The sequence below is a fragment of the Ehrlichia ruminantium genome (assembly GCF_009728835.1).
GTDB lineage: Bacteria > Pseudomonadota > Alphaproteobacteria > Rickettsiales > Anaplasmataceae > Ehrlichia > Ehrlichia ruminantium_B.
Genome location: NZ_CP033455.1, coordinates 875,843 through 901,934 on the forward strand (window position 1 = coordinate 875,843; position 26,092 = coordinate 901,934).

14 protein-coding genes are annotated in these 26,092 nt (G+C 28.4%); 4 read left to right on the top strand and 10 right to left on the bottom strand.

Features of this window, described 5'->3' with window-relative positions; all coding sequences use genetic code 11:
• Positions 1 to 780: 780 nt before the first annotated feature.
• From lipA to EDL80_RS02980, 4 genes are all read right to left on the bottom strand, one after another.
• Positions 781 to 1,659, bottom strand: coding sequence for a lipoyl synthase (lipA, locus tag EDL80_RS02965; RefSeq protein WP_158406698.1), 879 nt, complete (start codon positions 1,657 to 1,659; stop codon positions 781 to 783).
• A gap of 936 nt (positions 1,660 to 2,595) precedes the next feature.
• Positions 2,596 to 3,984, bottom strand: coding sequence for a hypothetical protein (locus EDL80_RS02970; protein WP_158406699.1), 1,389 nt, complete (start codon positions 3,982 to 3,984; stop codon positions 2,596 to 2,598).
• A 63-nt stretch (positions 3,985 to 4,047) separates the two neighbouring features.
• Positions 4,048 to 8,211 carry a hypothetical protein gene (locus EDL80_RS02975; protein ID WP_158406700.1) on the bottom strand — a complete coding sequence of 1,388 codons (4,164 nt, stop codon included), beginning with the start codon at positions 8,209 to 8,211 and terminating at the stop codon, positions 4,048 to 4,050.
• A 221-nt stretch (positions 8,212 to 8,432) separates the two neighbouring features.
• A complete protein-coding gene (locus EDL80_RS02980; RefSeq protein ID WP_158406701.1) occupies positions 8,433 to 10,397 on the bottom strand; it encodes an acetyl/propionyl/methylcrotonyl-CoA carboxylase subunit alpha in 1,965 nt (654 codons plus the stop codon).
• A gap of 160 nt (positions 10,398 to 10,557) precedes the next feature.
• Between EDL80_RS02980 and EDL80_RS02985 the strand changes: the two genes are divergently transcribed.
• The 3 genes from EDL80_RS02985 to rpmB all read left to right on the top strand — a co-directional run bounded on the left by EDL80_RS02985 (position 10,558) and on the right by rpmB (position 14,377).
• On the top strand, positions 10,558 to 11,532 hold the full coding sequence (locus EDL80_RS02985) for an RluA family pseudouridine synthase (RefSeq protein WP_158406702.1): 975 nt from the start codon (positions 10,558 to 10,560) through the stop codon (positions 11,530 to 11,532).
• A 904-nt stretch (positions 11,533 to 12,436) separates the two neighbouring features.
• A complete protein-coding gene (gene lysA / locus EDL80_RS02990; protein ID WP_158406703.1) occupies positions 12,437 to 13,702 on the top strand; it encodes a diaminopimelate decarboxylase in 1,266 nt (421 codons plus the stop codon).
• 372 nt (positions 13,703 to 14,074) lie between these two features.
• Complete coding sequence (gene rpmB / locus EDL80_RS02995) at positions 14,075 to 14,377, top strand: 50S ribosomal protein L28 (protein WP_158406704.1); 303 nt, start codon at positions 14,075 to 14,077, stop codon at positions 14,375 to 14,377.
• 956 nt (positions 14,378 to 15,333) lie between these two features.
• On the opposite strand, the gene priA is transcribed toward rpmB, so the two are convergent.
• The gene (gene priA / locus EDL80_RS03000) at positions 15,334 to 17,316 is read right to left on the bottom strand and encodes a primosomal protein N' (protein WP_158406705.1); all 1,983 of its coding nucleotides are present in this window, start codon (positions 17,314 to 17,316) and stop codon (positions 15,334 to 15,336) included.
• A 1,050-nt stretch (positions 17,317 to 18,366) separates the two neighbouring features.
• On the bottom strand, positions 18,367 to 19,353 hold the full coding sequence (locus tag EDL80_RS03005; RefSeq protein ID WP_158406706.1) for a glutamine amidotransferase-related protein: 987 nt from the start codon (positions 19,351 to 19,353) through the stop codon (positions 18,367 to 18,369).
• Positions 19,354 to 19,593: 240 nt separating this feature from the next.
• Between EDL80_RS03005 and EDL80_RS03010 the strand changes: the two genes are divergently transcribed.
• Positions 19,594 to 20,313 carry a uroporphyrinogen-III synthase gene (locus EDL80_RS03010; RefSeq protein ID WP_158406707.1) on the top strand — a complete coding sequence of 240 codons (720 nt, stop codon included), beginning with the start codon at positions 19,594 to 19,596 and terminating at the stop codon, positions 20,311 to 20,313.
• Between the two features lie 956 nt (positions 20,314 to 21,269).
• Here the strand turns inward: EDL80_RS03010 and EDL80_RS03015 are convergent.
• The 4 genes from EDL80_RS03015 to era all read right to left on the bottom strand — a co-directional run bounded on the left by EDL80_RS03015 (position 21,270) and on the right by era (position 25,600).
• Positions 21,270 to 22,988, bottom strand: coding sequence for an aminopeptidase P family protein (locus tag EDL80_RS03015; RefSeq protein ID WP_158406708.1), 1,719 nt, complete (start codon positions 22,986 to 22,988; stop codon positions 21,270 to 21,272).
• 298 nt (positions 22,989 to 23,286) lie between these two features.
• Positions 23,287 to 23,808, bottom strand: coding sequence for a TIGR02281 family clan AA aspartic protease (locus EDL80_RS03020; protein WP_158406709.1), 522 nt, complete (start codon positions 23,806 to 23,808; stop codon positions 23,287 to 23,289).
• Positions 23,809 to 23,892: 84 nt separating this feature from the next.
• Positions 23,893 to 24,720 (bottom strand): 3'-5' exonuclease, encoded by an 828-nt coding sequence (locus EDL80_RS03025; RefSeq protein WP_158406710.1) that lies wholly within the window; start codon positions 24,718 to 24,720, stop codon positions 23,893 to 23,895.
• A complete protein-coding gene (era, locus tag EDL80_RS03030) occupies positions 24,710 to 25,600 on the bottom strand; it encodes a GTPase Era (RefSeq protein WP_158406711.1) in 891 nt (296 codons plus the stop codon). Before era ends, EDL80_RS03025 begins: the two co-directional genes overlap by 11 nt.
• Positions 25,601 to 26,092 lie beyond the last annotated feature (492 nt).

Below are 26,092 nucleotides of genomic sequence, written 5' to 3' on the forward strand. Positions count from 1 at the left end.
TTCTCAGATACAGAATAATTTATCATTATTCTGTATCTACTAAATTTGAACTATAAACTCAGATAACAGAGTTTTGTATTAGGTTTTCTCAGATGAGATATTAAAACTATATAAGACATAACAGCTTGATCGCATAAATGAGTACTTACTCAAATTCTCAGTTATTATCCATGGTATAAAAATAACTACCTATTTCCATCTTTTATATAAAACATTTAATAGACATCTATAATTATGAAAAAACCACATTTTATTTACAATAAGAATATTTACTCCGAGATATGATAATACAGTAAAATAATTAATTGAATAACTGTTAAAATTTTCTATATACAATAATAAAACTTGCATTTGCTTATACATAATAACTTATCTTTAAAAGTAGAGAACTAAATACTATAGTAGTAAATAAGGAACCATATTTCCTTCTGATAAATTATTAGTTTTAATATAAAATTCATACAGCTCTTTAGTACACAAATTTCTGTATTATATCTCACAGCTTGATTACATTTTTTATGTTTCTCAACAAAAAACTAAAAATATACTATACAACTTTCTCGCAACATCAAACTTTACGTAAATAAATAATAAAACAATAAATACTATCTGCATTGCATATCTATAGCAAAAATAATTTTAACTTTCAATAAAGGGGATTTATGATAAATTTACAAATATTCCTTAAATCCTCATTAATTCCATTGAGAACATTCAATAACGATTAAAACTTAAGCTCATAATACAATATTTCGTATTTCCTTTTACTAAAAACTTACATTACGTAAACATCGCAGCACGACTTTTTTTAAGTCTTTGAAAATCTTCTTCTGCATGATATGAAGACCTAACTAAGGGACCAGATGCAACCATTAAAAACCCCTTAGAGTATGCAACATACTTATAATGATCAAATTCTTCTGGAGTAACATATCTATCAACAGCAACATGCTTAGAAGTAGGTTGCAAATACTGACCAATCACTATAAAATCAACATCCGCTGACCTTAAATCATCCATTACTTGATATATCTCCTCTTTCATTTCCCCTAAGCCCAACATTATTCCAGATTTAGTAAATATTTGAGGATTTTTTTGTTTGATCGTTTTAAGCAAATATAAAGAATGAAAATATCGTGCCCTTGGTCTAATTTTGGCATATAACCTTGGTACAGTTTCTACATTATGGTTATACACATCAGGAAATGCTTTAGCAATTTTATCAATTGCACTATGCTTATTTAAAAAATCTGGAGTTAATATTTCAATAGTAACATTGTTATCTCTTTTTCGAATTTCCTCTATACATTCCACAAAATGCCCAGCACCACCATCTTCTAAATCATCCCTATCTACAGATGTGATAACAACATGCTGTAACTTTAGTAAACTTACAGCCTTAGCTAGGCTCTCAGGCTCATGAGGATCTAATTTATCAGGAATCCCAGAAGCAACATTACAAAATGCACATGCTCTAGTACATGTAGAACCTAAAATCATTACTGTAGCATGCTTCTTATTCCAACATTCACCTATATTAGGACAAGCAGCTTCTTCACATACTGTATTTAGCTTATATAATTTCATTAAATTACGCATTTCATAAAAAGTAGTACCTGTAGGCATTTTTACCTTTAACCAATCAGGCTTACTTCTCATATCACAAATTTAGAAATTAAAATTCACTAGTTTTTAGGATAATTAATATCAATAATCATGTCAAGAAAATGGCTTACTTTCCAACAGAGATAGATAACATCAACATAAACTGCAACTTAATAATTTGATCAAGATGGCAGAATAGAATTTGATATCACATTATACTTCTTATCTCACCAAAGACTTTACATTGATAACACTATAAATCTCAATTCTATATATATTACCCACAGTACAACTTCTTATCAGGAATGCCATAAGCAATATTACAAAATGCATATGCTTAGTACATGTAGCACCTAAAACCATACTAAGGACATTTCTTATTTTTTAATACCAGATATTTTTTGTATTAGTTGTATTCTATTAATCTACCAAACCTTCTAAGTCATTATAATAGTGATATAAGGATTACCAAATACATAATCTAAAAAAGTTCACTTGTCTGGTATTTGTCTATCTAGAGTGTAACAATTAAAACTATTTAATCACATTCTAGTAAATCATTAGTATACCACAATATTTCAATCAAATAACATTTATAATGTTTACTCTATAAAATACCTGCCTACTATCTAACCTTAATAATAATAAACATTATTAAAATGTTTCAAACATATAAATCAACCGTATAAAATATAGAAAAATCCCAATATTTTTTACAGTAATGTTAATATTACTCCATTTCATAAGCTGTATAAACCAACTTCAGGCTTCATACATACTACTAATCAAATAGATAAATGCACTGTAATTAATATACCATTACTAAAATTTTAATACAAAGAAAATATATTACAGTACTATACAGAACAATCCTATGACACTTTTGTGTGTAACTCTAAAATACTAATATACTATTATTACAATATCACACATTTTATTAACGAAAAATCATATGTGAAGTTGAATCACAATTAAATTATTTTAAGCTTCTCATTTTACAGATTGAGATACACCATAACTTTGAACATGCATTTGTTCTACCTTTATCTCTTTTAGATAGCTACTATTCTTCATTTCTACAGAAGTAACCTTACATTCACTATAATAACTATACGATGACATATAACCCATAGCATATTGAGCATGCAACATATTCTGTTGATTAGAAGCAGTACAACTACAGGCATAACTACGACTCTCAACATGTTTATGCTTCATATGTGGAGCACTCTCAGATTTTACAAAAACACGTACATGAGGTTCATGCGCAGTAACTGTTGGTACCTCAGTCTTATTTAAATTATGAAAAGTTTTAACAACAAAATCTTTAACTGCCTTCATTGCATGATCTATCATACGCATGATAGCATAAACAGCAGCAAACATACCAACATTAGGTCCTGGTTGACCAGATATATGGTCTCTATGTATATTGTAATACTGATCGTATAATCTACTAGATACTTCTTTTACTTGGCAATGAAAAACATCTGAAATATAACCCTGTATATTTAATATATTCAAACAACTAGTAGTAGAAAATACTTGAAGACTACTAGCAACTGTTTCCTTTACAACACCTTGATCTTTTTGCTGAGATAATAACGCTTTAGATAAATCATGTAATAAACTTTCTCTCTCCTGAACAGCTACAGAAGCTTCTCCATGTGATCTAATAATAGAACTAATTAAACTCGAAATTAAAAAATAATTAATAAGTAAACTAGAAGTAATGCCTTTCTCAATCAGTTGAGCTCTTAACTGCGTTAAAAGTATTAACCTTTCTTGAAGTAACTTCCTAAGATCAGGGTCCAGTTCTTTACTTAATTTTTCCTGCAACTCTAAAATTTGTTGCTCTAATAACTGCTTAAGGTTTAGTCTACGACTATCACGTAGTAACCTTTTTAAAAACTCTATAATAGATTGTAGTATAAACTTCTTCTTTTTTCTCTTGCGATTTAAAGGATCAAGCTCATACTCAAGACTGATATCTTCTTCACTACTCTGAGATAATTCAATAAAGAAATCTAGTATCTTTTGTAATAAAGACTTATCTACCTCAAAGTCTTCATCATAACCTACAATATTTGATATACTATAATCATGAGTACCATCATATCCACTTTCTTGTACAACATTATACCCTCCTGCTTGTTCCAGAATAAACATATCAAATTGTTTTTCCAGCTCCAGCATAGTCTCCTGGGTATCTAAATCTTCCAGCTTAATCTTAGCAAGAGCTTTAAAATCATCACCATCACTACTACCAAGCTCTAAGAGAACTACATCATCAACTATACTATTCGGTGCTTCACTACACTTTTTCAAATCATCTAACACATGAGATCTTGTACCAAGCTTATTACTATTATCTACCATTGAGATATACCACTAATATTCCTATAATAACATATCATGAATTACATAATATGTAACAACCCATTAATCACAATTTAAACCTAATTCCAACATATGATATACCCCACCAGGACCAAGTAATAACCCATTACTCTTACTACTTTCACAAGAGATTTTCTCTTCCATACCACATTCTAATTTCCCAGAAGACACATGTTCTTGACCGTTTATTAACATTGAATTCGACACTATACTTTCACGTAACATAAAACATTCCATATTATACATTACTTTCTCCTTAAAACAATGAGCAATATGCTTCACTAGCTTTAATCCTGCAATCTCATATATAAATCTAGCACATCCATTCATATATTCTAACACCCGTTGTTGCGCTGTATTTACTCTATGAAATGAAGAATGATATATTACCTGGTTAATATCACAAATTGATAAGTAATCATCTTGCACTTCATCTATATCATCACACAACAAACCTAAATTCAATTCAGCTAACATACACGCTAAATCTTGAAATAACATACCTTGCTGATAAAACTCCAGTAATAGCATCTTCCCAAAATCAGTTTGAGTAAAATAATCATATAAGTCATTTATTCCTATAACATTTAACATCTGATCCATTGCTTCCAAAGTACTGTCAGCCATATTTAATAATGCAGAAGAATCTGTTAAGCGTATCAAATAATATATTAAAAAAGAAATAGCAGTATTTTTTGGATTTTGAATACATTCTATACTTTGACAAATATATTCCTTCAATTCTGACAAACATGATACTACCCCAGTTCCAACGCTAACCATATCTGCCAAATTCCTAGCCTGATCTGATGGTTTTTTCAATAACAAACTATTATCACCAAAAAAAACATCGCAAAATATTTTCAAGCTCCTTATCTGACTGTTATACATTATACTAGTATCTAGAGCCTGCAAAATATGATAAACATCTCTTATATATGGAAAGAAATTACATTTAATATCAACATCAACAAAATCTTCAGAAATTATTTTACCAGATTGAACATATTTCCGATAACCTTCCAATCTTAAAATACAATCATACAACATCACTGTTGCAACATTATCTAATCTAGTATTTACAAATATTAATTCAGATCTACGCTTTATACCATACACATCACAAACATCTAACATATGTATTGCCCATTTTAAAGATGCCATCTTCGCATTTAATGCTTCTACTGTTATAGGATTTCCAATATTACACATCTTATCAAAAACACATTCAACATCACTTACAGTACATATTGTTCTATGTGAATTTTTACAGAAATATTTAGTTTGCAAATTAACAGCAGTAATTCTATTATAAATTTCCTGGCGTTTTTGAAAACTATTCAGAATATTAGATGAATTACCACTATTATCATACCTAAAGTTTCTTACATAATTATTCAATAAATAAGAAAATTCATATTTTAATTTAAGATAATTTACACTACCTATAGTACTTTGAGGTAATTTACAAGTACTATTTTCAAAATTTCTCAATAATTCTACAACCCTTGGTTTACCACAATACAAATTCTGATCAATCTGAGATGACAATTTTTTTGTTATGTCAATTACCTTTGATAGAGTTGGTAATTCAACATTAACTTTGTCACAAATATTTTCCAACATCTCCGCAATATTGTAGTCAGTATTGTACTTCCGTACATTATGCACGCTTATTTCTTCTTTTGACTCACAAGAATTTCCAAGAGTAATGTGGTCAGAACATAATATTTTACTAAACAATATAATAATAGAATCCTTTAGTCCATATGTAGCAAGTGATACAAATACATCTTGAAAGACATTACACACAGATGTAATTATATACTTAACTCCCCTTATAACTAGTCTAACAATCTCAGACAACAAACCACACAACAAAATAAAATCAACTATTCTAATGACAATACCAACAACATCTAATATTAAAGTTAGTACTTTATCTACAATAGGATCCAATCCAGATATGACAAAAAAACTATCACAAATTCCCCGTACTACATCAATAAATCTACTAAAAAACACACCAGGTAAAATATTAAAATGTACTAATAATAGCATAACAGTTGTAACTACTAGCATTACCAAAAATGCCATTATAAATAATATATATGCAATAAATTTATTAGAACATAACACTGTTTTTGCTTTTTCCAATCCTCCTGAAATATTATGAACCTTGCGAAATTTCCTATTCAAAAATTTAGCTTCATAACTACTCTCAACAAACCTTTCGTGCAATAGATTTAACTTTAGTGATTCCACAACATTACTTGAAAAAGATGTAATAGGAATTTGTTTATTCTTTATATAGAATCTCCTTCTAAAATTCTTACCTACATAACCTGGCACAGTACGATAACGACCAGGATTAACGTAATAAACAAACAAAGAAAAAAATGGAACATATTTTAATATATTACATAGAACCTGCAATACTCTTAAAGAATGACTGATTTTAATATCACAGATACATTGTTCATCCGTTTTAACCGCATGTACAATAGATTTTAACATAGTGAAAAAATCTTTATCACTTAACTTACCATTAAACAATTCATCAGGAATATCTGATGGATTAATCTTGATATCCAAATAGTCCATCACAGGATGTAACTTCAATTGCTGTATTAGCCATTCTTTTTTTTCTGTGTTCTTTGTAATCCATTTACCATCAACATAATCTATTGACTTTAACAATTGCACAATATTAATAGATGGCAACAGTTGCTCATCTTTAATAAACTCCCGACTTAACGTACAATGATTACTCACTATATAATAAAATACCCAATAGTTAGCAAAATGTTTATTAGAATCAACAACTTTCAAATTATTATTCATATATCGAACAATCTCGTCTAATAACAATACTCTACTATTTACATATTTTGTTAATTCCGAAATCTCCTTCCCTGTGACTTTTAATATTGCATCTCTATCAACAACTTTCCTATGTATAAAAAAATCACGCATTACCAATAATTCATTGATATCATCATGTATTTCTCTACAAGTGACTTCTAAGAACAAGTCCAAATCCTCTGGTGTTAAAATATCTTTAAAGTTCTCTAAAAAATTAATTTCTGAATTTATAAGTGCAGTGATCCCTCTAAAATATTGTTGCGCACGTAAAATACCTTTGTTCTTATTAATTTCAGCAAAAAAATCAAGATTTGTTGTAATATGAGATTTTACACTATGTAAGCTAGATATAGCTCTCTCTGCTCTTAAAAGTACTTCTGATGAATCCTGTACATCTGTTACATGTAACCTATATGCATTCCGTGCTTTATATATATTCACAACATCGACATTTATTCCCTTATTTTTCAAAAATTTCAAGGCAATACCGTTAAGCATATAACATTGTTGACGTTCTTTTAATAAACGCTCTATTTCTTTTAATATGGTTTCATCACTTGAGAGAATAGCCAATGTTTCATGCAATACACGAAAAGGTACCATTAATGGTAACAAATTATCTTGATTTAGTCGTAACATACAACTAACAAATGATTCTAAACTTTTTTTCTGACTTAATAACTTTAACAATACGTTCTCATCAGAAACAACATCAATCTGTGATTGCAAAACATTTAATTTTTTCTTAATTACACAGAATAATACACTATCCGTATGTTTTCGTACATTACACAAAAAAATACCATACTTATTACCATTATAGGTAGATATTTTTCTTTCTAATAATGCTGGATTTGGAAAACATAATGGAGTTACATCATTGATACATGTTGCTTCCATTCTGCCAGAATATATATTATCACCAAAAAAATAATTAATTAACTTATACAAACCTTTACGTAGACTATGCTTATAGGCACCCGTTATGCTATTATAAATATTTTCACAATGTACTTCCCAAAGGCTAGTTGCTTCAAACAATAAATATGTCATCAACCTGACATTATATTCACTACCACAAGTAGCATAACACAAGGGATTATCAACCTTCCTCCTAAAAAAAACTAGATCAACTTTCTTGATGATTAATTTCCTATTAAGTGAATCTTCTTTAACAATATCAGTAGGTAGTAAATCTAAAAATCTCTGCTTCTCTTCATTGTCTTTATAGAAAATATCAAGATATAAAAACCGACCCTTTACCTTTAGCTCATCTGTATTAAGAATACAAGACAAGAAGTGAGTTAACGACTGATTATCATATAAACTATTAAATAACACAATATTACCCAATATTATAGATAACTATATACATTAATAGATATAATATTTATCAAAGCTTATTAGTGATTAATAACAACCCTGTATTGTATTACACCAATAACTACAAGAATAGAATAACATCAATACTACAACTTATATGGGTAATAAATTTTTTTTTTACAAGGCATATCTTACTTGTGACATAATATAATAAATAATTAATAATATAAAGCAACTGTTTAATTTAATTCAATAATAACATCTCCAGTAGAAACACTACTTCCTTCTGTCAATAATATAGATTTTACAACTGACTTAACATTTGAACATATTACATTTTCCATTTTCATAGCTTCTATTACCAATAATGACTGTCCAGGATAGATTTCTTCTCCTTCTTTAACATGGATCTTCACTATCATACCAGAAATGGGAGAACATATCTCATTAAGACATAGCTCTTGTAAATCTATTTTAGGCATTATACTAAGCAGCCTAGATACACAATGCCTATATACTGCACATACTGCACTCATTGCAGAATACCTAAATTGATACTTCCCAACTATCCTACTATCAACTTTTATTGGTATAACTTCATCATTGACTTGCAATTCCAATATTTTAAAGTTCACATTCCATGCACCTAATACAATATACCTAGAATGATTATACATAACAATTATTTTGCCATTTTCATATCTTGCTGATACAAAATATTCCTGATCATTAACATGAACAACTAATTCCTTATAAGAAGACACAGCATACTCACAATATTCATCTTGAAAAAATATAAATATCGCAGCTAAGATAAAAAGCTCTATGCAGTATTCTGTTAAGTGTTCACCTTGAAAACCATTAGGATAAAATTGTTCAACAAATTTTGTATTAATATTTCCAGAGATAAAAACAGAATGATGAAAAACAGATAATAAAAAATCTATATTATTAGCAATACCACCAATATAAAAACTATTTAAATACTTTTGCATAAAACTTATTGCTTCAGCCCTATCTTTACCATAAGTACATACTTTGGCAACCATAGGATCATAAAACATACTAACCTCTGATCCTTCAAATATTCCACTATCAATTCTCAAATTGTCATTAGGTATAGGAGCAGAATAATAAACCACTCTACCACTAGAAGGCAAAAAATTCTTTATTGGATCTTCCGCATAAATTCTAGCTTCTATTGCTGAACCATTAAACTTGATATCTTTTTGAGTAAATCTTAACTTTTCACCATTAGCAATTCGTATCATTTCTTCCACTATATCAATACCAGTCACAAGCTCTGTTACAGGATGTTCAACCTGTAATCTGGTATTCATCTCTAAAAAATAAAATTGCTTATTTTGATCAATAACAAACTCTATAGTACCAGCAGAATAATAACCAACTTTTTTAGCTAAACTTACACATTGTTTATACATTTTTTGCCGCGTTCTTTCATCAAGAAAAGGACTAGGTGTTTCTTCTATAACCTTTTGATTATGCCTTTGTATAGAACATTCTCTCTCTCCCAAACAAACAATATTCCCATATTTATCAGCTAGAATTTGTATCTCAATATGTCTTGGTAATTCAATATATTTCTCAATAAAGATTCTTCCATCTCTAAAATTCTTTGATGCTTCATTTGTTGCAGAAGTAAATGCCTGAGCTATTTCATCTTTTGATTTTACAATCCTCATTCCTTTACCACCACCACCAGCAGTAGCCTTAATCATAACTGGAAATCCTATAGATTCTGCTATCTTCTCTGCTTCATCAGATGAATCAACTATTCCCATATAACCAGGAATAATGTTAACTTTTGCAGATTCAGCTATTTTTTTTGAAGTAATCTTATCAGCCATCATCCTAATAGAATCAGCACTAGGACCAATAAATTCAATACCATAATCACTAAGTTTTTCAGGAAAGTTAGCATTTTCAGATAAAAACCCATAGCCAGGGTGTACCGCCTGTACATTTAAATCCCGAGCTATTTCACAGATTCTATCCATATTTAAATAACTTTGACCTACAGGAGCAGGACCAATATTTACTGCTTCATCAGCAGATAAAGCATGCAAAGAATATACATCTGCATCTGAATATATAGAAACACAAGATATCCCCATTTTACGAGCAGTCCTTATTATCCTACACGTAATTTCACCTCTATTTGCTATCAATATTTTCTTTATCATGATTTTCAATACCCTAAGTTACAGGTCACCTTTATTAATAAACAACCAAAAATAGCCTAAATTTTACCTAGATGTAACTACACTGCAAGCAATATCTTACCATTTTGACTACAATCAATAATTACAGTATATTAGTTAACATGAATTATAAACTATAAAAATGTTTGAAAAAAAAATTTTTATTCAAAATGGTGAAGAAAATAAAAGATTAGACAAATTTATAGCATTTAAACTCAATATATCACGCAATAAAGTTCAACAATTAATACAAAATAACAAAATATATCTATTTAACAAAATAGTAAAGGACAACAATCATACTACAAAAATCAATGATCTCTATCACATCAACATACCAATACAAGAACATCACTTCTCAATTGTACCAAACATTAATATACCAATTACAGTCCTACATGAAGATCAAGATATAATAATAATAAATAAAGCACCTGGTCTTACAGTACATCCAGGCGCAGGAACAAAAAATGACACATTAGTTAACGGACTAGTAGCACATTATGGAAGTAGTCTAAGTTACATAGGTAAAGCTTCAAGACCAGGTATTGTACATAGATTAGATAAAGACACTAGCGGGCTAATGGTTATTGCAAAAAATGAACATTCTTATTATTTCTTATCTGACTTATTATTAAAAAAACAAATAAAAAAAGAATACATAGCAGTAGTATGGGGAGTACCAAACCCTAGAGATAATATTATAAAGAACCACATTGATAGAAAGTCTAATAATAAACAAATGATGACTGTTACACATTCAAAGAATAAAGGGAAGCTAGCTATAACTGAATATAATACTACAAAAATTTTTGCTAACATAGCAAGTCTAGTCAAATGCAGAATATACACAGGTAGAACCCACCAAATACGCGTACACATGAGTCACATAGGGAATTCTATAATAGGAGATCAAAAATATGGAAAAAATGAAAGCAAAGCAATAAAATACGCTGAAAAAAGCACTATAATCAACACATTAAAGAGACAAGCACTACATGCACATAAGTTAGGCTTTATTCACCCCACAACAAATACATATATAGAATTTAATTCTGATATTCCTAAAGATATACAAACACTATTAAATGAGCTAGAACAACTTACAGGAGCATAATCTATATATATACTATAAATATTCTACATTGCAATAACATCTCAAATAACTTTATAAAAATCATTTCAAGACATGATAACTAACTCAATCCTATATTTTATTTTCATGAAAAATCTAGGATAATTTATAGGAGTATAACTCATACTATACTCTTATAACAGACCAAATTATTTCACAAAAAAATCTCAAAAAGAGGGACATTACAACAATATATCAAACCAATAAAACTCTGATATATATATATATACATTTCAAGGCATGATAACTAACTCAACCCTACATTTCATTTTCATGAAAAATCTAGGATAATTTATAGGAGTACAACTCATACTATACTCTTATAACAGACCAAATTATTCCACAAAAAAATCTCAAAGAGAGGGACATTACAACAGTATATCAAACCAATAAAACTCTGATATATATATATATATATATATACATTTCAAGGCATGATAACTAACTCAATCCTACATTCTGTTTTCATGAAAAATCTAGGATAATTTATAAAATACAAGTCAAACTATACACTTATATACTTTATTACTTAATCATACAATATTAATAATAACTCTATATAACATCAATATAATTTCCAGACTAGTATTATTATAATCAAAATACCTAAATTTTCACTTATTTAGACAACATCTAATAGAAATCATCCAATGCAACTTTATACATAACTTCACATATACTAACTTAATTTACAGTAGAACATATAAAGTGTACGCTTATAATTGTGGAAATACTAACACTATAAACAAATCACACTTATTATAAACTTTATCGATAATATTCACAAAATATTCCTTAAAAAAAACTCTCTAATCATTTGATTATAATATGTTCTAGACTTATACTAAATTATTTTCGTAAACTGAACACTCAATTGGAGTATCATATGCTTTTCATGGCTAATCCCTTCTTTTACTACAAGTCCAATGTACTTCACATAGAAAATGTAAGCACATTAGAAATTGCAAACAGCATAGGTACCCCTGTCTATTGTTATTCTCTCAATGCAATTAAAAACAATTATAGACAATTCAAAGAAAATTTACCTAACAATTCAACAATATGTTACGCTGTAAAATCAAACTCTAATTTATCGATTTTAAGCCTATTAAATTCACTAGGATCTGGAGCAGATGCTGTATCTGAAGGAGAAATACGTCGTGCAATTGCAGCTGGAATTTCACCAAATAAAATTGTCTTTTCTGGAGTAGGAAAAACTGAACAAGAAATAAGTTTCGCACTAGATAATAGAATATTGCAGCTTAATGTGGAATCTATTGAAGAATTACATCTTATAAATAAAATTTCACATCATAAAAACATCATTGCACCAGTATCTATAAGAGTCAACCCAAATATTAATGCAAAAACAAATGATAAGATTACAACAGGATTAAAAGTAAATAAATTTGGAATACCTGAAGAATCCCTTGATCAGGTATTTGATAACCTATTAACCAATACTAAAATTATAGGAATTTCTGTACATATAGGATCACAGATCGCTAATTTAGCTATATTCCAAAATACTATTGATAAAATCAAACAAATTGTAAAAATTTTTGAACATCATAATATCCAGATATTAAGAGTTGATATAGGTGGGGGACTAGGAATACCATATAAAAACTCTGATGTTTTCCCAACAATTCAAGAATATACAAACTTACTCAAAAACAATTTTGAAAAGGAATATTATAACATAATATGCGAACCCGGAAGAGCTTTAGTAGGGAATACTGGAATACTACTAGCAAAAGTATTATATCATAAAAGTAACTACGAAAAAAAACACCTAATACTAGACGCAGGAATGAACGATCTAATACGTCCAGCACTATATAATGCTGAACATACAATAATACCAGCAGTAGTTTCATCAGAACCTCATCTATCATTTGACATAGTAGGACCTATATGTGAATCTGATGATACTTTTGCATATAACTATTTGATCAATAACTTAGACAATAACGAAATAGTGGCAATATGTACAGCTGGAGCCTACGGATCTTCTATGTCAAGCAATTATAATTCTAGACCATTAGTTCCAGAAGTTATAGTAAATGAAGATAGCTATCATATAATACGCTCTCGTCAAACTTATGAAGATATGCTAAAAAATGAAACAATCTTGGAATTTAATAAATAAGTAATTAGACTTTATAATCAAAAACAACTTACAGAACACTATCTCTAATACATAAATACCTAATCACAGTAAAACAAAGCTACAATTAACAGCAATTTAGAACTGTAAAACAGGACTTATGGTGTTAGAACAAAGTATTTTATTTTACAGTAAAACTATACATAATATATTCGATCAACCTGCATATATACAAGAAAGCAAATTCAATACTTATTAAATATGATTTTACATAACAGACCACTGAATCTTTATGAAAACAAGTCACTCAGTATTTCTAAGTTTAACAACTCTAAAAAAACATGATTTATATTTGACTAGTATCACTATCATTGGTAAAATAACCCACTGTTAGTAGCAACATAGGTTTATAAGATGAGTAGAGTTTGTGATATTACTGGCCAAGCTAAGTCTTTTGGGAATAAGGTATCTCACTCTAATCGCAAAACTAAGAGAAGTTATTTAGTAAATCTACATAATGTCACATTATTCAGCGATTCTTTAAATAGAAAGTTCAAGTTCAAAGTATCCAGTAGAACTTTAAGAACAATAGACTATAAAGGCGGCTTTGATTTGTATCTACTTGGTACTTCATCTAGAAAATTAAGTGATAAGGCACAAAAGATTAAGAAGATGGTAAAAAAAGCTACAACAGAAACCATTAAAGTTTCTTTATAGTTGTTTTATACTATTTACATTTTGTACCATACCTATCTGTTGTGGGGTAATAATCCAATGTAGTTTTTACCTTAGGTGTTGCATGTTGATTTACTGCTTACTTTATCATGCATACATCTTATACATATTCAATATGATTTTACAATGTGACATAACTCGCTACATCTAAACAGGAATCATTAGTAGTACTTATGCCAGCTAGCTAAAAAATAGCGAGCAACTTAGTTCTGAGTAAGTATACCTCGTATAACGCAACACCATAGATTTGACTAAGATTAACATCTACACAACTTTGAGTTAAGCAATATCTGCTAACACATTACACTAAAACTAAGAAACTGTGATATAACCCAACTTTTAATAAGCATAACCTTGCTATAGGCAATATCATCAATTCAACTAAATTAATGCTTACATAACTTTAACTTAAGCAATATCTGCTAATATAGACTACATAAAAACTAATAAACAGTGATACAACCCAACTTTTAACAAGCATAACCTTGCTATAAGGCAAATACCATAAACTCACATAAATTAACGCTTACATAATTTTAACTTAATCAATATCTGCTAACACACACTACATCAAAACTAAGAAACCATGATACAACCCAGCACTTAACAAGCATAACCTTGCTATAGGCAATATCATCAATTCAACTAAATTAACGCTTACATAACTTTAACTTAATCAATATCTGCTAATACGCATTACACTAAAACTAACAAACAGTAATACAACCCAGCACTTAATAAGTATAACCTTGCTATAGGCAATACCATCAAATTCAACTAAATTAATGCTTACATAATCTTAAGCTAAGCAATATCGCTAATATACACTACATAAAAACTAAGAAACCGTGATACAACCCAGCACTTAATAAGTATAACCTTGTATAACGCAACACCCAATACACATGACCTTATTATGATATAACATAATAAACAATCTACATAAAGTTTACTGGATCAACATCTATCATAATTTTTACTTGACTAATACTTGCATAATAATCCTTATATCTAGCAAGTAATTTTTGTATCATAACATTACTTTGTACTCTAATTAAAATCCTATATCTATACTGCCGATTTAAAAAGCTAATCGGAGCAGGAGCAGGACCAAGTACATTAAGTGTCTCAGATAAACTCTTGACTATTTGTTGAGATACATTTATTACTTTAGCCTCACTTTTTCCACTAACTATTATACTTATTAACCTTGTATAAGGTGGCATCTGAGTTAATGATCTAGATTTTAGTTCTAAATCATAAAATAATTCACGATTATAAGATGATAAAGACTGCATCAAAGGATTATTTGCATCATAAGTCTGTAAAATGACTTCACCTCTATCCACAAACCTGCCAGAACGTCCTGCTACTTGATGTAATAATTGATATGTTCTTTCTGTAGCACGCAAATCGCTATTATTTAATCCTAAATCAGCATCTATTACACCAACTAATGTTAACCTGGGAAAATTATGACCTTTTGCTATTACTTGAGTACCAATAATAATGTTTATCTTATCTTGCATAATAAGATCAATAATATTTCCAATTTCCTTATTACTAATATCACTACTTATCATCGCAACTTTAGCATCTGGTATTAGTGTTATGATATCCTCTGCTATCTTTTCCACCCCCACTCCATACGATATAACAGATGACTTATCTAAACAATTGCTACACTCACTACTTATTGAACAGGAATATCCACAATAATGACACAACAATATACCCTTTTTTTTATGTTCTATAAGCCATGTTGCACAATTTTTACATTGCATTTTAAACCCACAAGTTTTACATAGTCTTAGTGTTGCATATCCACGGCGATTCAAAAAAAGCATCACTTGATCCCGATTTTGCAACACTTTCAACATACTATTGTAAAGATCATAAGATAACCATTTATTCACCATTTTGCTGCTACACAAATTAATAACCCTTACTATAGGTAACGTAGCATTTCCAAACCTTTTGGTTAATTTTACATGATGATACTGAGATTTCAGTACATTACTAATAGCTTCTAAAGATGGAGTAGCTGAAGACAAAATAATTGGTATATTAAGCTGTTTTGCCAAAACAATCGACATATCACGAGCATTATAAGTTACGCCATGATCTTGTTTGAATGACGCATCATGCTCTTCATCAACAATAATCATTTTTAGATTCTTAAAAGGTAGAAACAATGCAGATCTTGCTCCTATCACAATTGAAGATTGCCCATATGCTATTGATAACCAACATTCTCTACGATTTTTTAACGTTAAATTCGAATGCCATTCTACTGGAAAATAGTTATCAAAATAACACCTTATACGCTTAATTAATTGTAAAGTTAATACTATCTCTGGAAGTAAAATTAATACTTGTGCTGTACTATCCTTATTAATCAAGTCATGTATAACTTCACAATAAACTTCTGTTTTACCGGAACCAGTTTCACCATCCAAAAGAATCACTGAATAATCCGACGTTTTACTAATAATATTATTATATGCTTGCTTCTGCTCATCAGATAAATTAATTTTTACATCGCTAATATATTTTCTATTTTGATCAATAGAAAACTGAAGTTTATTAAAAGACTTTACATTTACCACATTACTAAAGACCATTTTTAAAACTAAACCAGCAGGAACAACATTATAATCACTCACCCATTTTATAAAATTAATTAATATACTACAAATTGCTGGCAAACAACTTTTAGTATCCACCATTTTTAATTGTGATAGATTCTTCATTTCACATGTCGAGGGTATAGTATCATATATAGTTAATATAATTCCAATAATTAATCTAGAACCAAAAGGAACACGAACATAATCACCTATAATGAAGGATTCATTATCAGGAAGATTATAAAAAAATGTTTTATTAACTGGTACCGGTAACAAAACTTCAGCAATCATGCCTTATGTAAATACCTTATTTTTAACAGATTATAGCAGAAATACAAAAATGTACACCATATTACAAGATATCACAGTACATATTAATACTATTATACAGAATACATAATCCCTTATAAAATTAAGTAGATCTACAATAACATAATATACATTATAAACATCTTGTAATATGCAATACAGTCCATATTTATTATAAGTTTATCTTAGCAAATACATCCCCTTAACAAAATGTTTAACTATGACTTATAAAAACGTCATTAATAAAACTAGCACACTCTATTAAACTATTACTTCACCGTTTAATCACAACTATATCTTATTCTAATGCACTATATTTTATAACTTAACCTTAGAAAATAGTAAATCTACAAAGAATAATTATCAAATTATTACTCATCGCTTTTTCACCAAAGAAAACATCAATATATTTGTAGATATATTATGCTACTACTCAACAACAAATGAAATATTAACCTGGAAATTATCAATGACCTAAATTTATTGACTGAAAATAATAGATAATATTGCCTTGATAAATCAAGCGTAATATGAAATTATGCGCAAGCATTATCATCTACTGTAACTGTAAATAATATATTGAATACATACGATTGCTATTACAGTTTATATACACCATAAAACATTATAAATCCCAGAATGTTATCCTTAAGAATTAATATAAGTTTAGAATCCTAGACATTTTTATTATATAAAAACTCCTTTACAAAATTACAAAGTTCTCAAGCCTTAACCAAAAATTATCAGAAAATCGTACATAAGTATAATACTACTACTCATGATAATTATTAACTGCTACACAATAAAAAAATTATCTAACAACATATACATCAGTATGCAAAATCTACTATATCACTCTTTTAGATAATAAAAAAACCAGAATAAACTTTAATATAAAACAAATACACTACTATAGTCCATAATTATTTTTCTTATATACTTAATGACAATATCCCTAATCAGATTTTCTTATAAATCTACAAAACATATATTTTACTTTTCCTTATTAATTGGGTAATTACTTATTCAAATTTATTCACGATAAAGAAAATCCCTAATTATTGCATCTGCTATTATAATTGATGTATGCAACTCAGTATTATTAATAGCACGTTTTTTTTCAACATTAACTAATAGATATTCCGGATGAAATTGAACATATATATTACCATATTTATCTTCTATAGCTTCTATAATACCATCCTCTGATAAAGCAATAATTTTATATCCAAGACTATACATCCTTTCCACATTTTCCATACTATTATCAACCGCTTCTGAATGTGCATCTGGCACATATATTACCATTTGTTTATCTTCAACATGCAACTTATAGTTCAAAGCATTTAGAATACCTAACAGTCTATTATCGGGAAGAATTAATACTTTATGTAAATTAGTATCTACACTTCTAGGATCTGGCATTGATACAACATGAGAAGCTGCCGAAATATGAGAATTAACCATATTTTGCACCCTAGATATTTTAATACCGCTTGCATACATTATACCCTGCAAGCCACCGCATATTCCAAAAAGATGTATACAATGATTTTTATTTACGATTTTAACAATAGCATTGGTAATTAACTGCCTATTTGAAGTTGGAGCAATAGGTAAAGAAGAAATATTATAATGGTTTCCCGGTATTAGTATTCTATTAATATGATTTTTTTCAATGAACTCTGCAACAACCTCTTCTATAATATCATTACGTGATATTTGATAATTTTCACCATTATAAGAGTTATTTCTTCTTATAATCTCATTCTCAACTGATTTTACAATTACATTATAATCCATAAGTACTACATATGCTCCATAACTCTGTAATACTTTGGTAATTTGTGCAGCTGTTCTATCTTCATTAGGATATGTAGAAACCTTGGTAGATAATAAACCAACTACAACATCCTTTTGATCATACCTTATACAACCTGCTAATATCTTCTGATATGGTAAAATTAAACAAATAAGACATATAACTACAACATTTTTAATTCTAGATATGAATCTCATAAGTATAATCCAATACAAAATTGTGCAGGTACTGTAGAATACAAGTAATTAATGTAGTGTAAATAGAAAAAATTAATTACACAAGTATTCTTTATTAGATGATACATTACGTTATAATAATTGCTATATAGTTAAAATAACCAATAAATATATTATTACTTCAAATTTAGATAGCTAAGTTGATTTTCTCAGAATCTATGAGATAGTTTTTTAATAATAAGGAACACATAAAACATTACTATGAAGTCTCTATTAGTTACACGACCACAAGAAGATTCCATTACAATCAAAGAAATTTTGACAAAGCTAGGATTCAATATCTACATAGAACCCATGTTCTCAATAAAGTATTTACCTACAAAGCTCAATTTAGAACACTTTGATTCAATTATATCAACAAGTAAACATAGTATTATTGCATTATCCAAAATAACAAAAAATCGCACTCAACCTATTATTACTGTAGGTGATAATACAAAGCAAGTTGCAGAAAAACTAGGATTTTTATCAGTAACATCACTTAATGGTAACATTTACAACATTATATCCTACATACAAAATAATATTAAGCTAAGATTTTTATACATAAGAGGACAAGAAGTTACATATAACTTAAAAGATACTTTTAACAACAATAATATGATATTTCATGAAGTGATATTATATTCTACAATAGATAGACAATCTCTTAGCAAGCATTGCTACAATGCTCTTTTCCACAATAAAATTTCAGCAATATTATTCTACTCTTCAAGAACCGCAAGTATATTTATAAATTTAATAAAAAAACACAATATAGCTCATAAAACAAGTAATATTATTGTATATGCCATGAGTGACAAAATTGCAGAAGCAGTAAACAATGTATCTTGGAAAAGTATAAAAATCTCTGACAAGCCTACTAATAAATCATTAATTTCATTAATATCTTCTGATATAAAAAATTGTGAAAAGAATTGATACAAATTTAATAACACAATAACAAAAATCACATTTTTTCGATAAAAAATTATCTATACCTCTTTAAAATTCTTTAACATTAAAATAATGACATACCAGAATAATAATTATCCGATACATTCCACACTATACTAAATTGCAGTATCAATTTTCACAACTTATAATTATTTAATCTTCAAAAGTAAAAAATATCTTTCCCATTATCAAATATATTTTTTTTAATAAAACCAGAACTACCTTTTACAATAATATCAATTATATAATACTAGTTTACAGAAAATTACTGAATACAACTTATCTATAACACTATGAGTAAAATAAGATCATTAAATTTTTGTACTATTTTGCAAAAATTATATTCTTAATCAAATACACACAATTCATGAAACTTCACTATTTTAAAATATACTACTTATCACACCTCCAAGTTCATTCCTCCATAGCATAAAATTAGCATAACTATTTAAATAGCATTTTATATACATACCCTATCTACAAAAAACTACTCCACATAACTTGCTTGCACAACACTACAACTAAAACCTAATTATCAATTTTTTATTATCTTGCAAAAATTATATTCTTAATCAAATACACACAATTCATGAAACTTCATTGTTTTAAAATATACCATCTATCATACCTTAAAGCCCATTCTTCTACAGAATAAAATCAGGATAACACCTAACTAGAGTATACAAAGACATTATAGAAATTCCTAAACAAGTTCAGAATCAAAATACTGATAAATTAGGATAACAAAGATTTATAACTACCATGATTGCATAAATAGGATACAAAAGCTTTATTTTCAAAAATAAACTATTTTCTCTTAACTAAATTTATCTATTTTATAGAATAAAAATTAACATAACTCTTCACAGCAATATTCATTGTACAATAAATATAAAAAAGTATAATAGCTAGTATCAATACTTATAGTTTGTATTATATTATCATTTTATACTACGACATGAGGTCCATAACCAATCTTTTACTTTCGCATCCAGATATGGAGCAACTGTTGTATATACAAAATCATGATATTTATTTATATAGTCAACTTCCTCTTTGCTTAACATATCAACATTAATTAAGTTTAAATCTATAGGAACGCATGTTAATTGTTTAAATCTTAGAAATTTATCACAACATTTTTCAACATACATTAAATTTTCAATTCTTATTCCATATTCTCCATCTTTATAATACCCAGGTTCATTGGATAAAATCATATTTGGCTGTAATACAACATTATTACCATAAGAAATAGCACAAGGGCCTTCATGCACTGATAGAAAACTACCTACACCATGACCTGTACCATGTTGATAATCAAGTCCATTTTTCCATAAATACTGCCTTGCTAATATATCCAACATTCCACCAGTAGTTTTTGAAGTAAAAATTGCCATTGCTATTGCTATATGACCTTTCAATACTAAAGTAAAATTAGTCACTTGTTCACATGTAGGCTTTCCTATTGCAATAGTACGTGTTACATCAGTCGTACCATCAAGATATTGTCCACCAGAATCTAATAAATACAATCCATTTTTACAAATCAGCTTATTTGTTTCATTACTGACCTTATAATGTATCACAGCTCCATTCTCTGCAAATCCAGAAATCGTAGCAAAGCTCTCTCCACAGAATAAATCCTGCTGTTGTCTAAAAATCAATAATTGTGAAACAACATCCAACTCCGTAATTTCTTGATTATTACTCAACTGAACATCTAACCAATACAACAAATTAACTATAGCAACACCATCTCTAATATGTGCATTAACTGCACCAGAAATTTCCGTATCATTTTTCTTAGATTTCATTACAAGACAAGTATCAAAATCCCTAACTAATATATCCTTTTTATCCAAATACCTAAAAATATTCATAGGCACAGTAGATGCATCTATTACTATCGACTGTATAGGTTCTAAAACATTAAACAATTCATGAATATGATATATTCTAACATATTCATGATCAAAATTAACTGACTTAACATCTTCAATAAATAAATCAACTCTCCCATCTTGATATAAAATTGCCCGAGATAACACAGAAGGATTAAAAATAAAATCTCTATTACGGATGTTTAATAGCCATGAAATAACATCAGTGTCTGTAATCAATACAGCATCTTTACCATGCAAATATGTTATAACTTCATTAGCTTTCTCATAGCTTGTAACTCCAGAATATTGTAAATCATGACTTACTATATTCTGCACTACATTAAAATCACGAATCCATAATCTATCAATTAAAATGTCATCTATTGGTTTTAAAATAATATGATGATTTGTATATTTTTTTATATGGCTTAAGGTAAATAGTTGAGATTCATATCCTACTACAACACCAGAACTTAAATTTTCTATACACCACTGCCAAGGTGTAATATCAGACACATTATGTATCTGATAATAATTAAGATCCAATTCCTGTTGAGCCTGTAATGTGTATCTACCATCAGTAAAAAAATGCTGCTTTCCCTGACTTGATACTATTATAGTAGCATGTGATCCAGAAAAACCACATAACCATTTCAACCGTTGCTTATTCTCATGTATATATTCTGATTGATATTCATCTGTATTATATAACAATAAAACATTAATACCATATTCCCCCATTAAACTAATTAATCTACTTAATCTATTCTCCATAAAACCCAAACCTCTACAGCTAACACTTATATAGAATAACAATCTAACAACTTAGTAACATAAATAAACCTGCATTCAGTTATATTCAAAGATTGATATAAAACAACATTACATAAATTTTTCCCACAACAAAAAAGTGGCATTTATAATCATATATAACAAAATTCAAATGTCTTACTTAAAGAGTCAATACTAATTGATCACAACTGATATAAGAAACCTGCAACTTCATTCAAAAAATGTACTCTAAAAAATAATATTTTTATCAATATTTATTTCCCTACTACACCTTATATTTTCAATAAACATTTAATACCAATTTATCTCCACTCATATAAAAATTAAAATATTGTAGGAAACTCATCCCTAAAAGAGACGTACGCATTGGAGCAACATTAACACTTGCCTTAACATCTTTAACAAGAAACTTACCTATTTGCATCTCAGATATTTCAACATACAATGCTTTTATCGTACCATTAGCTGTATGATATGTTTTTTTGCGGTTTAAATATTTCAAGTGATCTTTAATTTGTTTCGCATCTTCTGTAGAAAGTACAACATCAGTAGCTCCAGTATCAACAAGAAATTTTATTGGTACTCCTCGTATATCTGCCGTAATATAAAAATGTCCATCCTTAGCTCGATAAAATTCAACACCACCTTCTTTGGTATAATGGACTTTATCACTTTTAGTTACACTATCAGAGAAAAATTTATCAAGGTACCTATTAGAAACAATGTCATCATTAGAGCCCTTAAATAGCATAACTACAACTATCAAAACTAACCAAAACAATATGTATTTTACGTTTTGCATAACAGATTCCAAAAAAATCCACTAATTAAATAATGATATATAGATAAACATATAAATTAATTAACTGAACGTATTTAAATATAACTAAAGATAAAAATTTCCACTACAAGCTTTGTTCCACTCTAATTTAAATTGCTGCAAATGCACTTTCTTACTTGTATCTAAATATGATAATAAGTCATTTATACTTTCATTATAACTTAATGTAGTGATCCTATTTTGATGATGCATAATTCTTAAATATACCAGATAAGTATTTATGACATCTGTCTCACAATAATCCCTAATTTCCGATATCTTATTTTCATCATATAGCTGAGTCACTTTTGACCCATCAGTACCAATCTTGCCAGGAAAATTTAAAATTGAACATACTTCATTCATTTTTACTCTAGCAGAAGTTCCAAAATCAGATAAATAATCCAATAAATCACAATGCCAATCAATACTATAACGTTGAAAGTAATTATTCCATTTATCTCCTATCTTATACAAACACCCTGCTTGTATTCCATATACCATTGCTCTATACTTCAACACCGGAAAATCAAAAGTACGACCATTAAATGATACAAACCTTGGTTTTAAAGATGAAGCATATTGAAAAAAACCCCTCAACAGATCCTCTTCTGTAGAATCTATTTTACCACCTGAACGTATCTCTTGTAAGTGAAAAGATTCATATTCTCCTGCTTTCCTAATATCTGCTTTTAGAAAACTAATAGCAACTACTTTATGAAAAAGCTGACGTAAAAAAGGATTTTTACCATCTGTAATGTCAAGATGATAATTGACTAACGCATCTCTTTTTTCAGTTACATCATGTACATCATCAAAATTATCTAAAAGATTACAACAAACATCTACATCTGGAATCGTTTCAATATCAAAAACTAATAGACTATTCAACATATCCTACACACTCATTCAAATGATCTTGCCATAATTCCCGCACTTTTACAAATAGAAAAAGATGTACTTTCACTTGAAGTATATCTTCAAGATCAGACCTAGATTCCATACCAATTCTTTTTATCATCTCACCTTTTTTCCCTAAAATAATGACCTTATGACTATCTCTAGTCACATATATAACTTGCTTGACAACCAAACTATTATTTTCTTTTTCTTCAACTAATTCAGTTACTACAGACAATAAATAAGGTAACTCATGACGTAAAGCTATAAACAACTTTTCACGTGTAATTTCAGCCATAAAAAATTTCAAAGGTGCATCACTAATCTGATCTGCAGCATATAACCAAGGACCATAAGGTGAAGTCTCACACAAATAATCCACTAACTTATCAATACCAGTTCCATGTAATGCAGAAATAGCAAAAGTTTTATCAAATTTGTGTAAAGAATACATATATTCTATAACTTGATCAACTAATGACTTAGTCACTATATCAATCTTGTTAATTACTAAAATAGCATTAAGGCCAGAATGTTTTATCCTACTAATGATCTTTTTTACATGTTGATTTAAATAGTTATTCACATCAACTAATAATATTACATTTTCAATACCTTTAAGAGACATCCATGCATGTTTTACTAAAAATTTCTCTAATTTTGTCTTTGGTGAAAAAATACCTGGCGTATCTATAAATATCAATTGTATATTATCATGGTTTGATATTGCATGCATTCTAACTCTGGTAGTCTGTACTTTTGAAGTAACTGCTGCAACCTTTTGTCCTACTAATAGATTAACTAATGTTGACTTCCCAGCATTAGTAGTCCCTACTATAGCATTCATAGAACACTTTGTACCTATATGATCCATATTTTTCTGCTAGCATTAACTAATTAAAATATACCTACACATTAAAAGACCTGTGTCAAAACTACAAAAGCATAACTAAGATCACAATACAATTAAGAACTACTGCTGTAAGAAGTCAAAACAGTAACCCACCTACACTATAGATATCTTAGTATTACACATTAAAAATATATTCTATGCAATAAAATTTTTTAACAAATTAAAAATAGATAGGCTAATAAATAAAAAAACAATATAAGTACTACTAGTAATATATGGAACACATTGACTTATAATAATATCAAGTGCATCCTTTATATTAATAAGTAATCAGCTCCTATAAGATTATCAAGTCAATAATCAAAAATGACTTTATGTATATACTTAAGTTAAACATTTAATACGTATAACTATATAAGCACATAGAAATAAAATACTTATATAATATTGTATTTCAAAACCTAAAAAACATACATAAAATATCAGTTGCCTATACCTTTACTATTTCATTAT

Excerpts from the sequence above, each read along its gene's own strand:
- lipA (WP_158406698.1), bottom strand. The coding sequence starts at position 1,659 with ATGAGAAGTAAGCCTGATTGGTTAAAGGTAAAAATGCCTACAGGTACT.
- EDL80_RS02970 (WP_158406699.1), bottom strand. The coding sequence starts at position 3,984 with ATGGTAGATAATAGTAATAAGCTTGGTACAAGATCTCATGTGTTAGAT.
- EDL80_RS02980 (WP_158406701.1), bottom strand. The coding sequence starts at position 10,397 with ATGATAAAGAAAATATTGATAGCAAATAGAGGTGAAATTACGTGTAGG.
- EDL80_RS02985 (WP_158406702.1), top strand. The coding sequence starts at position 10,558 with ATGTTTGAAAAAAAAATTTTTATTCAAAATGGTGAAGAAAATAAAAGA.
- lysA (WP_158406703.1), top strand. The coding sequence starts at position 12,437 with ATGCTTTTCATGGCTAATCCCTTCTTTTACTACAAGTCCAATGTACTT.
- rpmB (WP_158406704.1), top strand. The coding sequence starts at position 14,075 with ATGAGTAGAGTTTGTGATATTACTGGCCAAGCTAAGTCTTTTGGGAAT.
- priA (WP_158406705.1), bottom strand. The coding sequence starts at position 17,316 with ATGATTGCTGAAGTTTTGTTACCGGTACCAGTTAATAAAACATTTTTT.
- EDL80_RS03005 (WP_158406706.1), bottom strand. The coding sequence starts at position 19,353 with ATGAGATTCATATCTAGAATTAAAAATGTTGTAGTTATATGTCTTATT.
- EDL80_RS03010 (WP_158406707.1), top strand. The coding sequence starts at position 19,594 with ATGAAGTCTCTATTAGTTACACGACCACAAGAAGATTCCATTACAATC.
- EDL80_RS03015 (WP_158406708.1), bottom strand. The coding sequence starts at position 22,988 with ATGGAGAATAGATTAAGTAGATTAATTAGTTTAATGGGGGAATATGGT.
- EDL80_RS03020 (WP_158406709.1), bottom strand. The coding sequence starts at position 23,808 with ATGCAAAACGTAAAATACATATTGTTTTGGTTAGTTTTGATAGTTGTA.
- EDL80_RS03025 (WP_158406710.1), bottom strand. The coding sequence starts at position 24,720 with ATGTTGAATAGTCTATTAGTTTTTGATATTGAAACGATTCCAGATGTA.
- era (WP_158406711.1), bottom strand. The coding sequence starts at position 25,600 with ATGGATCATATAGGTACAAAGTGTTCTATGAATGCTATAGTAGGGACT.